This window comes from Streptomyces ferrugineus (genome assembly GCF_015160855.1).
GTDB classification, from domain to species: Bacteria; Actinomycetota; Actinomycetes; order Streptomycetales; family Streptomycetaceae; genus Streptomyces; species Streptomyces ferrugineus.
In genome coordinates, this window is sequence record NZ_CP063373.1 from 6,883,952 (window position 1) to 6,898,837 (window position 14,886).

At 71.8% G+C, this 14,886-nt stretch carries 8 protein-coding genes; 2 read left to right on the forward strand and 6 right to left on the reverse strand.

Translation table 11 applies throughout. The features are described 5' to 3' along the window. Positions 1-8: 8 nt before the first annotated feature. From IM697_RS30930 to IM697_RS30955, 6 genes are all read right to left on the reverse strand, one after another. Positions 9-7,826 carry a type I polyketide synthase gene (locus tag IM697_RS30930; RefSeq protein WP_194039385.1) on the reverse strand — a complete coding sequence of 2,606 codons (7,818 nt, stop codon included), beginning with the start codon at positions 7,824-7,826 and terminating at the stop codon, positions 9-11. An 11-nt stretch (positions 7,827-7,837) separates the two neighbouring features. After that, positions 7,838-9,469, reverse strand: a complete 1,632-nt coding sequence (locus IM697_RS30935) for a D-alanine--poly(phosphoribitol) ligase (protein WP_194039386.1) — start codon at positions 9,467-9,469, stop codon at positions 7,838-7,840. Positions 9,470-9,491: 22 nt separating this feature from the next. Beyond that, entirely contained in the window at positions 9,492-11,381 is a 1,890-nt protein-coding gene (locus IM697_RS30940; RefSeq protein WP_194039387.1) for an aminotransferase class I/II-fold pyridoxal phosphate-dependent enzyme, read from the reverse strand. After that, the gene (locus IM697_RS30945; protein ID WP_194039388.1) at positions 11,378-11,638 is read right to left on the reverse strand and encodes an acyl carrier protein; all 261 of its coding nucleotides are present in this window, start codon (positions 11,636-11,638) and stop codon (positions 11,378-11,380) included. Before IM697_RS30945 ends, IM697_RS30940 begins: the two co-directional genes overlap by 4 nt. 83 nt (positions 11,639-11,721) lie before the next feature. Further along, complete coding sequence (locus IM697_RS30950; RefSeq protein WP_194039389.1) at positions 11,722-11,970, reverse strand: acyl carrier protein; 249 nt, start codon at positions 11,968-11,970, stop codon at positions 11,722-11,724. 51 nt (positions 11,971-12,021) lie between these two features. Further along, complete coding sequence (locus IM697_RS30955) at positions 12,022-13,023, reverse strand: beta-ketoacyl-ACP synthase III (protein ID WP_228044241.1); 1,002 nt, start codon at positions 13,021-13,023, stop codon at positions 12,022-12,024. Positions 13,024-13,395: 372 nt separating this feature from the next. Between IM697_RS30955 and IM697_RS30960 the strand changes: the two genes are divergently transcribed. Next, entirely contained in the window at positions 13,396-13,644 is a 249-nt protein-coding gene (locus IM697_RS30960; protein WP_194039389.1) for an acyl carrier protein, read from the forward strand. Beyond that, on the forward strand, positions 13,641-14,873 hold the full coding sequence (locus IM697_RS30965) for a beta-ketoacyl-[acyl-carrier-protein] synthase family protein (protein WP_194039390.1): 1,233 nt from the start codon (positions 13,641-13,643) through the stop codon (positions 14,871-14,873). The genes IM697_RS30960 and IM697_RS30965 overlap by 4 nt, the downstream gene beginning before the upstream one ends. Positions 14,874-14,886: the final 13 nt, after the last annotated feature.

Consider the following 14,886-nt stretch of genomic DNA (forward strand, 5'->3'; position numbering starts at 1 on the left):
TGCCGGTTTCAGCGGGGGACGTGCTTGCGGCCCTCGGGCGAGTTCAGCCAGGCCAGGGTGAGGTCCATGCCTTCCTGGAAGCCGACCTCGCTCTTGAAGCCGAAGTCGTCCCGGGCGCGGTCGATGGCGTAGGACTGGTCCCGGTCGAAGAGATGGACGGCGTGCCGGGTGAGGACCGGGCGGGCCTTGACCCCCAGGGCGCCGTAGATCTTCTCGGACGCCGTGGCCACGCCGCGCGCCAGCGGCGTCGGCAGGCTGAAGGCCGGCGGCCGGACGCCCAGGCCGTGCGCCAGTGCCTCCACGTACTCGCGCCAGGTCGTCAGATCGGGGTCGCGCAGGTTGTACGCCCGGCCGGCAGCGGTCTCGGAGGTGCAGGCGGCGATCATGCCGTCGACGAGGTTGCCCACGTAGACGAGTCCGGCCGGAACGTCACCCCGGCGGATGTAGACCATCTGCCTGGTCAGCAGGAGGGTCGCGATCTCGATCACGAAGTCCTTGCTGCGCGGCCCGTAGACCGAGACCGGCCGCACGACGGTCAGTGGCAGTCCGGCTCGCTCGGCCGCCTCCCGCACGGCGCGCTCGCCCAGCACCTTGCTGCGGTTGTACGGCAGCCCGATGTCCCGCGGTTGGGCGGACTCGTCGCAGGGCCTGGCCGGGTAGCCGTAGACGTCGGTGGTACTGACATGCAGGAAGCGTTCGACGGTTCCCGCGTGGTGCGCGGCCTCGACGAGGCGGCGGCTGCCGTCGACGTTGATGCTCCGGAACTCCTCCCAGGGGCCCCAGTCGGCGGACATCCCGGTGCAGTTGTAGACGTGCCGTACGCCGGCCGTGGCACGGCGCAGGCTGTCGGGGTCGCCGAGGTCACCGGTGGCGATCTCGACGTCGACGCCGTCGAAGGCGGAGCGGTCGCTGCCGTCGCGGACCAGCACCCGTACGCGGTGGCCGTGTTCGGCCAGCCGCCGGGCCAGGTGCCCTCCGATGAAGCCGCTCGCGCCCGCGACCAGCACGTCCGCGCCGGAGTCGGGCACAGGGACATGCGGGTGTTGCGCAGCGGCCTCCGGCAGGGCTTCGGACGCGGTCACGCCGAGTGCGGTCCGCTCCGCCGCCTCGGAGGCCGTGGGGGGCTTCTCGGTCGCGTGGTCTGCCATGGCACGCCCCAGGATGTCGAGGGAATGTTCCAGGTCTTCTTCGCTGTGGTCGGCGTTGATGAAGAAGCGCAGGCGGCACTCGTCGCGAGCGACGGCGGGGTAGCCGATGGGCATCACGTTCACGCCCCGCTCCAGCAGGGTGTTGGACAGCGCCATCGTCTTCTCCCAGTCGCCGATGATGACGGGGATCACCGCGGACGCGCGGGAGACGCCGATGTCGAGGCCGCGGGCCCGGGCCTCGTCGCGGAAGTGCTCGGCCAGGCGCCGTACCCGGGCCACCCGCTGCGGATCGTCCTTGACGACCCGGATCGCCTCCAGGGCCGCGGCCGTGTTCGCCGGCGAGATTCCCGTGCTGAAGATGTGCAGGGGCGCGGTGAACCTGAGGTACTCGATGAGCGGGCCGCGGGCGGCGATGTAGCCGCCGAGGCTGCCGAGGGCCTTGCTGAGCGTGCCCATCCACAGGTCGACGTCGCGGCGGTCGATGCCGAAGTACTCGCCGATGCCCCGGCCCGTGCGGCCCAGTACACCGATGGAGTGGGCCTCGTCGATCATCAGCATCGCGCCGTGGCGCCGCTTGACCTCGATGAACCGGAGCAGGTCGGGGATGTCGCCGTCCTGGCTGTAGGCGCCCTCGATGAGCACCAGTGCCCGGCGGTGCTGCGCGCGCAGTGAACCCAGCATCGAGTCCAGGGCCCGCCAGTCGTTGTGCGGGAACGGCCTGCGCCGCGCTCCGGACAGGATGGAGCCGCGTACGGCGCTGTCGTGGATCCACTCGTCGTGCAGAACCAGGTCCTCGGGGCCGAGGATGTGGCCGATCGTCGCCACGTTGGTGGCATGGCCCCCGGCGAAGACGATCGCGTCCTCCGTGCCGAGGAAGGAGGCGATCTCGGCATCCAGTTCGTGGTGCAGCGGCGTCTCGCCGAACAGCAGCGGCGTCGCCGAACTGGACGTGCCGTAGCGGTCGATGGCCTCCTGCGCCGCCTGGCGCACGCGCGGGTGATGGGACAGCGCGAGGTAGTTGAAGGACGCGAAGTTCAGCACGGTACGGCCGTCGACGGTGGCGCGCCCCGCGTTGTGCCCCTCGTGGATACGGCCGTACGGGTTGGCGCCGCTCGACCTGGCCTGGCGCAGCCTGCCCTGCAGCTCCGCGAACTCGGGCCACTCCTCGAACTCCCGCTCCTGCCGGACCGTGCGTTCTCGGCGGGGTTCAGGCACGGGTTCACCGCTCGCGACGTCCGGTGCCGCCTCCGGGCCGAGCAGGTCCGCCAGCTCCCGGACGCTGGGGTCGTCGGACAGCGACTCCCGGTGCCTCTCCAGGCATCCGGGGTACTGGCGGGCCAGCGCCCGCTCCAGTTCGGTACGCATCAGGGAGTCGAAACCGAGGTCCCTGCCCAGGTGCGCGTCGAGCGAGATCTGGTCGACGGAGAAGGAGCACACCCGTGCGACGTGGTCGAGGATCACCTGGCGAACGTCCGGCGCGGTGGTGGCGGCCGGACGCGTCGCCGTCCGCTCTGCGGCGTCACGGCGCTCGTCCCGCACGATCGCGTCGGTCGCTTCAGTCGCTTCAGTCGCTTCAGTCGCTTCAGTCGCTTCAGTCGCGGGATTCTGCATCTCCGGGGCCTCCTGCGTGGGCGACGTGAACCAGTACGGCTGTCGCTCGAAGACCGTGTGCGGTACGGACACACGGGCTCGCCGGTGCCCCTCGTCGAGCGCCGCCCAGTCCACCTCGCCGCCGGCGCAGTGGAGGCGGCCGAGCGACTGCAGGAGGGTCTCCCAGTCGGAGCTGCCCACCGGACCGCCCCTGCGCAGCGAGGGAAGCCACAGCATCGGGTTCTCGCTGTCCGGGGACGTCGTCGTGCGTGCCAGATTGAGCAGGGTGGGGTGTGGGCCGATCTCGATGAACGTGTCACAGCCCAGGCGCCGCAGCGTCGCGAATCCGTCGGCGAAGCGGACCGTGCCGAGCATGTGCTCCGCCAGGTCGTCGGCGCCGATGCGTCCGGTGATCTGCTCGCCGGTGCCGTCGAAGACCCACGGGATGCGCGGCTCCGCGAACCTCACGGCACGGGCCGCCTCCCGCAGCGGCCCCGCAGCGCCGGCCATCAGCGCGGAGTGGAAGGCGTGCGAGACCGCCAGTGGCCGCACCACGACGGTCCGGTTCTGGAGCAGGGACCCGGCTTCGTCGATCTCCTCCCGGGCCCCGGAGAGGACCAGGTGGCCGGGAGCGTTGACGGCGGCCACCGAGATGGAGGCGAACGCGTCGGCCACAGAGTGGATCACGTCCGCGGCTCCGACGCACGCGATCATCGCGCCGTCGCCCGGCTGTTCGTCCATGTGCCGACCGCGTACGGCCGCCAGCGTCAGCGCGTCCTCCAGCGACATCACTCCGGCCACACACGCGGCGCCGTACGCCCCGATGCTGTGGCCGAGCAGCGCGGCCGGCCGCACGCCCAGCGACATCCACACCTCGGCGAGGGCCACCTCCAGCGCCACCAGGGCGGGTTGGCAGTAGCGGGTGCTGCCCAGCCGGGCTCCGCCGCCCTCGGCGAAGAGCAGGTCCGGCAGCGGCACACCGAGGTAGGGACGCAGCACGCCGTCCGCGCGGTCGATGGTGCGGGCGAAGCCGCCGTGGGTGTCGTAGAAGCCCTTGCCCATGCCGGTGTACTGGGTGCCCTGGCCGCTGAAGAGGAAGGCCGTCTTCGGTGCCGGGCCGGAGCGGGGCCGGTCGCGGACCACGGCGGTCGACGCCTCGCCGCGGACCAGGGCGTCGAGTGCGGTGTCCAGTGCTTCGGCGGAGCCGCCGGTGACGACTGCCCGGTGGCCGAGGCGGGGGCGGCCCGTGTTCGCCGTGTGGCACAGGTCGGCGATGGCCGCGTCCGGACGGGCGGCCAGGTGGGTGCGCCACTTCTGGGCCAGGGCGGTGAGGGCGGTCGGGGTGTGGGCCGAGAGGCACAACGCGTGCACCGGGCGCTTGGGTGGAACCGTCTCGCCCCGGGTCGGCTCGGGGGCCGCCTCGAGGATCAGGTGCGCGTTGGCGCCGCCGAACCCGAAGGAGCTGACGGCGGCCCGTGCGACGGTTCCTTCCGGAAGGCTCGTGAGTCGCGTCGGCACGTCGAGCGCCGCGTCGCGCACCAGACGGCGGTTCACGGTGCGCAGGTGCAGGGTCGGTGGTACCTGGCGGTGGCGCACGACGTGGGCCGCCTTGATCAGGCCGGCGATGCCCGCGGCCGCTTCCAGGTGACCGATGTTGGTCTTGACGGATCCGACGAGGCAGGGCTCGCCCTCCGTACGGTCCCGGCCGTAGACGGCGGCCAGTGCCTCCCACTCGACGGGGTCACCGAGCGCGGTCCCGGTGCCGTGGGCCTCGACGTAGTGGATCTCACCGGGGGCCAGGCCGGCCTGGTCCAGGGCCCGTTCGCAGACGGCACGCTGCGCCGAACCCTTCGGAGCCGTCAGACCGTTGCTCCGGCCGCCGTGTCCCGTCGCCGAGCCCCGGATCACGGCGTGGATCCGGTCGCCGTCGGCGAGTGCGGCGGAGAGGGGCTTCAGCAGGACGAGGCCCGCGCCCTCACCGCGCGCATAGCCGTTGGCGGAGTCGTCGAAGGTGCGGCAACGGCCCTGTGGCGACAGCATGTTGCCCGCGGCGAAGGCCACGGAGAGACCCGGCGTGACCATGAGGTTCACACCGCCTACGAGCGCCGCCGTGCACTCCTTGCGGCGCAGGCTGTCACAGGCGAGGTGGACGGCCAGCAGGGACGACGAGCACGCCGTGTCGACGGCGAGGCTCGGCCCGTGCAGGTCGAGCGTGTACGACAGCCTGTTCGCGGCCATGGAGTGGGCGTTGCCGGTGGCGCCGTGGACGTCGATGGCCTCCAGTCGGCCCATCTGCAGTTCGGAGTAGTCGTGGCTGCTGATGCCGACGAAGACTCCGGTGGCGCTGCCGGCGAGCCGGCCCGGATCGAGGCCGGCGTCGTCCAGGGTCTGCCAGGCGACTTCGAGGAGCAGCCGCTGCTGCGGGTCCGTGCGGATGGCCTCCCTCGCCGACATGCCGAAGAAGAGGGCGTCGAACTCGTCGACGCGGTCGAGGAAGCCGCCGTATGCCGGGGCGTTGACCCGATCGGCGTCCCAGCGGCCGCGGGGCACCTCGGTGATCGCGTCGCGGCCGTCCACGAGGAGCCGCCAGAAGCTGTCCGCGTCGGGCGCCCCGGGGAAGCGGCAGCCGACACCGACGATCGCGATGGGCTCGTCCGCGCCGCCGCCCACGGCCGCGGGCGTGGCCGGTTCCCGGGCCTCGTCGAGGGACGCGTCCCCGACCGGGGCGTCCGCGCGGTGCCCCTCGGCAAAGTGCGCGTCATCTGCCGCCGCGGGCGCGTGGTCGGCGCCGAGGTGATGGGCGATGGCGCGCACCGTCGGGTGGTCGAAGGCCGCGCCGGTGGTGACCTCACGCCCCGTCACCGAGCCGAGTTCGGTCACGATCTCCACGGCCTGCTTCGAATCCAGTCCCAAGGACGCCAGCGGCTTGGTGGGGTCGACCGCCGCCCTCGGCAGTCCCAGACGGTCCGCGATCCGCTGGATGAGCCAGCCCTCGAGGGCCTCGGGCCCGTGCGGCGCCGTGCCCGCCCCGGGCCGTTCGCCGAGGAAGAGGGCGATCAGCGTGTCGACCCGTGGCCGCACGAGCAGTTCGCCGAACGGGATCGCGGTGCCGAGCCGCCGCTCCAGCTCGCGCACGGTCGTCAGGAGCGTCGGGTGGTCGAGATCCAGCTCGGCGAACGTCCAGTCGGTGATGTCCGGGGCGTCGTCCGCCGGGGCGACTCCGGTCAGTGCCTCGGTCACCGAGTCGATCACCAGTCGCCTGCGCCGGTCGGCGGGCAACCCGGTGAGCGGCCCGCCGGAAGCGGGCACCTCGGTGTCCCGTGTGACACTGGCCGCGATCGGGGTGAGCCTGAGATCGAGGAAGTCCCGCTTGGACGCCTGGCGCTGGATCTTGCCGCTGGTCGTCTTGTGCAAGGTCGACCGCTTGAGCAGGAGGACGGCGTGCGGTGTGACGTCGTGCGCCTCGGCGATGGCGGTGCGCAGCCGGGCCAGCAGCGCAGGCGCGTTCGCGACGCGCCGGCCCTCGACCTCGTAGGCGACGACCATCTCCTCGGCGCCGTCCACCTCCACCGAGAACACGGCACCACTGCCCGTACGGAGACACTCGTCGGTCTGCTCCGCGGTCAGCTCGATGTCGTGCGGGTAGTGATTGCGGCCCTGCACGATGACGACGTCCTTGGTGCGGCCGACGACATACAGGTCGCCGTCGCGCAGGAAGCCCAGGTCGCCGGTGCGCAGATGGGGTGTGTCGCCCTCGCCCTCGATACGGGCCCGGAAGGCCTCGTCGGTGGCCTCGGGCCGACGCCAGTAGCCGTGGGCGACGTTGCCCCCGGCGATCCAGATCTCCCCGATCCGGTCCCGCGTCGTGATCCGTCGCCGCGTGCTCGGGTCGACGATCGCGACGTCCACGCCGTCGACAGCCGGGCCGCATCCGACGACCTCGGTCACCCGAACGTCATCCGTCCCGGCCACGGGCTGGACGGTGCCGTCCCCCAGGGCCCGGGACGCGAAGGTGCCGACGGTGGGCGCCACGTCGGCCGGCACGCCGGTCACCATCAGCGTCGCCTCTGCGAGGCCGTAGCAGGGCAGGAGGGCGCTTTCCCGGAAGCCGCGGGACGCGAAGCGGTCGGTGAAGCGCCGCAGTGTGTCGGCGCGCACCGGCTCGGCGCCGTTCAGCGCCAGCCGCCAGTGGCTCAGGTCCAGGCCCTCGCACTGCTCGTCCGTGATCCTCCGGACGCTGTGCTCGAAGCCGAAGTTGGGCGCGACGCTGGTGGAGGCCCGGGTGCGGGACAGTGTCTCCAGCCACAGCAGCGGCTGCCGTACGAAGGACATGGGCGCCATCAGGTGTGCGGGGAACCCCCCGTACAGCGGGGTCAGGATGCCGCCGATGAGGCCCATGTCGTGGTACGGCGGCAGCCAGGAGACCATGGCCGAGTCGGCGTCGTGCCGCAGTCGCCGGTGGATCGCGCGGAGGTTGTGCATCAGGTTGTCGTCGCCGACCATGACGCCTTTGGGGGACGACGTCGAGCCCGAGGTGTACTGGAGGAAGGCCGTCGCCTGCCCCTCGGGCCCCGGGGCGCGCCAGTCGTCGGCGTCGGTGGTGTCGGGTCCGCCGCTCACCAGCCAGCGCAGGCCGCCCAGGCCGAGCGCGGCGAGTTCGTCGTGCCGGTCGGCCACGAAGCGGGAGATCTCCCCGGTCGTCAGCGCGTGGGTGGCCCTTGCGTCCCGGGCGATCGCGGCGAGACGGGGCATGGTGTGGCCGAACCGCCGGGTGTCCGGTGGGTATGCCGGTACGGCGATGGCTCCCGCGTACAGGCAGCCGAGGAATCCGGCGATGTAGTCGAGCCCCGGCGGGTGGAGCAGCAGGACCGGCTTGCCAGCCAGGTTCTCGCGCTGCAGGAGGGCGGCCACCGTCCTGACGCGCAGATCGAGTTCACGGTAGGTGAGCGACTCGCCGTCGCCGCCGGCGCCGGTGAGAAAGCGGTACGCGAGGGCGTCCGGGCGCTGTTCGCAGTGGTGTCGCAGGAGCCCGGCAACTGTCCTCGGTTCCTCACCCCGGCGGGGAGTGCCACTCGGGCCTTGGTTCATGAGCGTCTCCGTCACTTTCCGGGCAGGGCCCGCGCAGGCCGGGCCGCGCCGGCGGTTTCGCACAGCCGGCGGTAGTCCGTCTTGCCGTTGGCGTTGCGCGGCAGCGCGTCCAGGCGGGTCGCCGTGTGCGGGAGCATGTAGCGGGGCAGGTACCGCGCGCAGTGCCGCTTGATCTCGATGAGGCCCGGTCCCCGGCCGGCGGTCCGCAGCGTGTAGTAGAGGGCGATGCGCCGGTCGGCGCTCTGCGTGTCGACGACCACGGCGGCGGAGGAGATGTCGGGGTGCCGGAGCACGGCGGCTTCGATCTCCCCCAGTTCGACGCGGTAGCCGGAGAGTTTGACCATGCGGTCCTTGCGGCCCCGGTAGACGAGTTCGCCCTGTTCGTAGCTGACGAGGTCACCGGTGGCATGGCGGCCCTGCCAGTGGTCCGCCGCCGCGGGCTCCGTCTCCCGGCGCCAGTATCCGGGCGTGACGCAGTCGCCTTCCACGACCAGCTCACCGAAGGCGTTCGGCCCGTCGAGCACCCGCCCGTCCTCGTCGACGACGGACACCCGGGCGCCGGTGACCGGTCGGCCGATCGGCACGGGTTCGACACGTGTCAGGTCCTCGGGGCTGACGCGGTGGTAGGTGCAGACGTTGGTCTCCGTGGGGCCGTACAGGTTGTACAGCTCCGTTCCGGCCGGCAACAGCTCGGTCAGCGCCCGCAGTTGCCGGATCGGGAAGACTTCGCCGGCGAACAGGACGTAGCGCAGGCTGCGGGCGGTCTCGGGCGTGAGCGCTCCGGACGCGGTGAGCAGGTGCAGCACCGACGGCACGGAGTACCACACGGTGACGCCGTGCTCGCGGATGCCCGCGGCGAGCGCGGCGGCATCGCGCGTCCGGTCGTCGGCGACGATCCAGACGCGAGCGCCGGCCGACAGCGCGGTGAACAGGTCGAAGGTGGACAGGTCGAAGTTGAACGAGGCGTGGTTGGCGAAGACGTCGTCCGGGCCCACGCGCAGCTCGGCACGCGCCCACCGGATGAAGTTCGCCAGGTTGCGGTAGCTGATACGGACGCCCTTGGGCGTGCCTGTCGATCCGGAGGTGTAGAGGATCGAGGCGAGGTCGTCGCGGTCCACGGCGGGCAGGAACACGATGTGCCGCGCGGCGCCGGCGGCGAAGCCCGCCCAGTTCTCCACCAGGGCCCGGGCGCCGCCCGCCGTGGGCAGGGTGTGCGCTGGCTCGTCGGCCGGGCCCTCCGACACGACGATCGTCCTGATCGAGCCCGGCAGTTCGAGGCCGGCCAGCAGCTCCCAGTGGTGGCGGTCGGTGAAGAGGGCGACCGGTTCGCAGTCGGCGAGGATGGTGCGGACCCGGCTCGCCGGCTGGCCGCCGTCGAGGGGAACGTAGGCGCATCCCGCCTGCAGGGTGCCGAGGATCGCCTCGGCGTAGCGGGGCTGCTTGTCCATCCAGATCGCCACGCGGTCGCCGACCAGGGCACCGACGCCGAGGAGCCCCGAGGCCACAGCGGCGACGCCCGCCTGCAGCTCGCCGTAGGTCACCGTCCGCTCCCCCACGAGGGCGGGGCGGGCCGACTGCTCCGGTGAGAGGGACCGTGGCAAACGGATCAACGCTGTGTCGGACTCGCTCGTCGTGTGCGTCATGTCTGCTCCCGTCACCGTTGCCTCACGCCGCCGAGGGCAGCACACCGACCTCGCGGGCCGCCTCGACGAAGATCCCCGCGGCGTTCTCCAGGTCCTCCCGCGTGTGCTCGGAGGTGACGCTGACCCGCAGTCGGGCGTCGCCGAGCGGCACTCCCGGGAAGACCACCGTCTGGCAGTACAGTCCGCGGGCCCGCACCGCGCGTCCCATCTCCATGGCCTTGCGCTCGTCGCCGATGACGATGGGCAGGATGGCGCTGCGCGTGTTCTCCAGGTCGAAGCCCGCGTCGGCCAACTGGCCGTGCAGCAGGCGGATGTTGGACCACAGGCGGGTGATCCGCTCGGGCTCCGACTCGATGACGTCGATCGACGCGATCAGTCCCGCGGCCACTCCGGCCGGGATGTTGGCGGCGAACACGTACGAGTTCGAGTAGAAGCGCAGGTACTCGACGACCTCCTCCTCGCCGACGACGAAGCCGCCCATGCCCGCCAGCGTCTTGCTCATCGTGCCGAGTTCGAGGTCGACCTCGCCCTTGAGGCCGAAGTGCTCGGTCGTGCCGGAGCCCCGCTCGCCCAGAACGCCGGTGGCGTGGGCGTCGTCGATCATGACCCTGGCGTCGTACTCCTTGGCCAGGCGGACGATCTCGGGCAGGTCGCAGATGTCACCGTGCATGCTGAACACGCCGTCGGCCACGATCAGCCGGCCCCCGGACCGGTCGTCGGCACGCTTGAGGATCCGCTCCAGGTCCGCCATGTCGTTGTGCTGGTAGATCTTGCGGATGCCGCCCGAGAGCCGGGCGCCGTCGACGATGCTCATGTGATTGAGCCGGTCGACCACGAGGGTGTCGTAGCTCTTGACGAGCGCGGAGATCGCACCCAGGTTCGCGGCGTAGCCGCCGGGATAGACGATGCAGGCCGGGCGCTGCTTGAAGGCCGCGAGCCGGCGTTCCAGCTCCTTGTGGAGAACGTTGGTGCCGCCGATGAAGCGTGAGCCCGTGTGGGTCGCGCCATAGGTGCGGGTGGCGTCGCAGACCGCCTCGATCACCTTGGGGTGGTTGGCGAGGCCGAGGTAGTTGTTGGAGGCGAACATGAGGAACTCGCGTTCACGACCGGCGAGTTCGTCGAAGATGACAGCCCGGTTGCCGCACCGGGACCGCAGCGGCATCCCGTACCAGTAGAGCTGGTCGGCCTCGCGCCGCCGCAGGTACGTGCCGAAGCTGCGGGCCTTGGCGAACAGGTCCCGGCTGCGCTCCTCCACGAAGTCCTTCATGGAGCGGCCGTCCCACTCGGGGTCGTCCTCGGCGGGTGCGTCGCCCTCCTCCGGCAGGGCGGGCACGTCGGGATCGACGGACGGCGCCCGGTCCGCGGCACCGGTGCTCTCACGCGCGGAGCGCAGCCCGGCCGCGAGTGCGCGCAGGGACGTCACACCGGCCGGGTCCACCAGGCCGTCACCGAGGCCGAGTTCGCGTGCGGCGTCGGCGACGATCGAGGCGAGGACGACGGAGTCGATGCCGAGCTCGCTCTCGAAGTCGGCGTCGACGGGCAGCTGGTGACGCTGGTACTGGGTGTGCCGCTGTGCCGCGGCGACGACCGTCTCCAGCACCGCGTCGCCGTTCTCGCCCGCGTCGGCAGGGTGTCCGACGGGTCCGACATCGCCGCCCAGCGCCTGTTCGACGGCGTCGACGAGCTCTCGGATCGTCGCGGGACCCGCGGCCAGCGGTGGGCTCAGGGTGAAGTGCTCGTTGACCGACGCCAGGATGGATTCGAGGATCACCGAGTCGATCCCGAGATCCGCCTCGAAATGGCTGTCGGGCAGGAGGTAGGACTCGTCGTACAGCGTGCGGGAGGCGACGATGTCCACGATCTGCCGGTGGACGACTTCCCCGTGCCGGGTGTCCCCCGTGGCGTTCGTCATCGGACGACCTCCCCCTCACGCCGGAGCCGTTCGACGAGCGACGCGATCGCGTCGACGGTCCGGAAGTTCGCCGCGGAGACCTCCCGCAGCGGAACGGTGATCCGGAAGCGGTCCTGCAGGTAGTGCACGAGATCGAAGATCTCCGCCGAGTCGATGATGTTGAGTTCGGCGAGCGGGACCTGCGCGTCGAGCCCGTCGGCGTCGCCGTCGAGCCAGACCTCGGCGATGTGGTCGATGATTGACTGCTGGGTGCTCATGGTCGTCCTCGGCTGTGTGTCCGGCAGCCCTTGGCCGGGTTGCCACGGTTCGACGGCGGCGGTGGCGGGTGGGGTGCGTGCGGTCATGACGAGGCCGGGGAGGTGGTGTGCCGTTCCAGCAGATCGGCGACCTGGCTGATCGTGTCGCCGGGCGAGGCGGCGTCGTCGTCGATGTGCACGCCGAACTCCGACTGGATCACCAGGAGCAGTTCCACCAGGAACAGGGAGTCCATGTCGAGGTCCTCGAACGTGGTGTCCGGGCCGATCTCGGCGCGGTTCACCTCGAAACGGTCGACGAGAAGGCCGACCAGCCTGCCGTACATCGCACTCATGGCTGAGCTCCTGCTCTCTCTCGTTCTCGGTCGTCGGCCGGATGCCGTCGGTCAGGACCGGTCCAGCTGCGGCCAGGTCAACACCGTCGACCCCCAGGTCAGCCCGCCGCCGAACGCGGTGAGCAGCACCCGCTGCGCCGGCCGCAGCACCCCCCGGGTGTGCGCCTGGTCGAGCGCGAGGGGGATGGACGCGGCCGCCGTGTTCCCCACCTCGGCGATGTTGTTGAAGCACCGTTCCCTGGGCAGCCCGATCCCCTCCGCGACGTGGTGGGTGATCCGGAGGTTGGCCTGATGGCTCACCAGGTGGTCGACGTCCCCGGCGTTCCAGCCCGCTCGGTCGAGCACGGCCTTCGCCGACCCGGTCATACGTCGTACCGCGTGACGGAACACGTCCTTGCCCGACATGGCGAAGTACGCCTCGCCCGGGCGCGGTGCCACCCCGGAGAGGCGCTGCCGCGAGCCGCCCGCGGGCACGGTGATGAGGGCCTCGCCCTCTCCGTCGCTCCCCAGGTCGAACGGTCCGAGCGCGCCGGGCTCGGTGCCGGTGCCGGAGCGCAGGACCACGGCGCCGGCTCCGTCGCCGAAGATCACGGAGGTGGACCGGTCGTCCGGGTCGAGAAGGGTCGAGAAGGTCTCCGCCCCGATCACCAGGACCCGGTCGGCCACCTCCGCGAGGATCAGGCCCGCCGCGGTCGCCAGCCCGTACACGAAGCCCGTGCACACGGCGGACACGTCGTAGGCGGCCGTCCCCGTCATGCCCAGGCGGGCGGCCACGACCGGAGCGGTCGCCGGACAGGGGCGGTCCGGCGTGGTCGTGGCCACGATGACGGCGTCCACGGTGGGCTCGCCCGAGCTCTTGAGGGCCTTCGCGCCCGCACCGACGGCGAGGTCCGAGGTCGCCGTGCCCGGCGCCGCGAAGTGGCGCTGTTCGATGCCGGTCCGCGACCGTATCCACGCGTCGGAGGTGTCCAGCCGGGTGGCCAGCTCGTCGTTGGACACGACCCGGCTCGGCAGACAGCTGCCGACGCCGGCCATCACCGCAGCCCGGTTCACCGGAATCCGCCACGAGGGTCTAAGACGATGCCCGGCTTCGGCCTGCCCGCACGACGTGCCACCACGTGAGCTCCTCGTCTTCCGGATCCCCAGCTGCTGTCCGAGCCGAGTCTTGTCCGGTGGCCTGACCGATGGCTTACCGCGCACTGACGGATGACTGACGCGGCGTGACGCCGCTGTTCCGGCGCGGTCCGTGCGGCCCCGGTCCCGGACGGCGGCACCGGGCGGTCAGCGAGCCGTAAGCCATCCGTCAGCGGTCGGTCAGCCCCGAAGCCCAGACTCGGTACGGCGAACACCCGGCACGCGAATGCGCGTTCGCCTCTGCTCCCCGCGGAGCGTGAGACGGGCCTCCGGAAAGGTAGGGCGCATCCCATGAGTGCGATGTACGGCAGGCTGGTCGGCCTTCTCGTCGACCGTTTCGAGGTGAACCGCGCCGAGATCGGCCCGGACACCACGTTCGAGGACCTCGACATGGACTCCCTGTTCCTGGTGGAACTGCTCCTGGTGATCCAGTCGGAGTTCGGCGTGCACATCGACGACGACGCCGCCTCGCCCGGCGACACGATCAGCCAGGTCGCCGATCTGCTGGAACGGCACACCACCTCCCCGGCCTCGTCATGACCGCACGCACCCCACCCGCCACCGCCGTCACGGGGATCGGTCTGGTCACCGCCGCCGGCATCGGTACCGACGCCACCTGGCAGGGTGTGTGCGCGGGCAGGTCGGCCGCCGCCCGGAACCCGCTGCTGGCCGGCCTTTCCGTGGACATCTCCTGCACGGTCCCGGGTTTCTCCCCGCGCGAGCACGTGGGGCGGCGCAGTTCTCTGACTCAGGACCGGTTCATCCAGCTCTCCATCGCCGCGGCGCGCGAGGCCGTCGCCGACTCCGGCCTGGACCCGACGACGTGGGACGGCGCGCGCGTCGGCGTGGTCGTGGGCTGTGGTCTGGGCGGTGTGGCGACGTGGGAGACCCAGCACCGGCGCATGCTGGAACAGGGGCCGCAGGCGGTGTCCGCGCTGCTGATCCCGATGCTGGTGCCCAACATGGTCGCCGGCCACCTGGCCATGGACCTGCGCGCCACCGGCCCCAACCTCGTCACGGCGACGGCCTGCGCGTCCGGGGCCACCGCGATCGGAGCCGCACTGCAGCTACTGCGCGACGGCAGCTGCGACATCGTGATCGCGGGTGGCGGCGAAGCCGGCGTGAGTCCCCTCATGGTGACCGGCTTCGCCCAGATGGGGGCGCTGTCGAGGCGGCTCGACGAACCCTCCGCCGCCTCCCGGCCGTTCGACGCGGACCGCGACGGGTTCGTCATCGGCGAGGGCAGCGGCATGCTGGTCCTGGAGCGGGAGGCGGACGCACGGGCGCGTGGAGCACATGTCCGCGCGAAACTGGCCGGATACGGAGCCTCGGCCGACGCCCACCACATGACCGCCCCGGACCCCGAGGGCGCCGGCGTCATCCAGGCCCTGCGCACGGCGCTGGCCGCGGCGGACGTCATGCCCGACGAGGTGGATCACGTCAACGCCCACGGCACGTCCACGCCGCTCAACGACGCGGCGGAGGCGCGGGCACTGCGCAAGGTCCTCGGCGAGGGAGCCGCCGTCACGTCGACGAAGGGAGTCCTCGGCCACACCCTGGGAGCGGCCGGTGCGATCGAGGCCGCACTGACCGTGCTCACCGTCGAGCACGGGACCGTTCCCCCGACGGCCAACCTTCAACGGCTGGATCCCGGCGTCGAGTTGGACGTGGTCGCCGGGTCCGTGCGCCGGCGCGGCGTGGAGGTGGCGGTGAGCAACTCGTTCGGCTTCGGCGGCCAGAACGCCGTCCTGGTCGTGACGGCCGCGTGAGCAACCGGGCGCG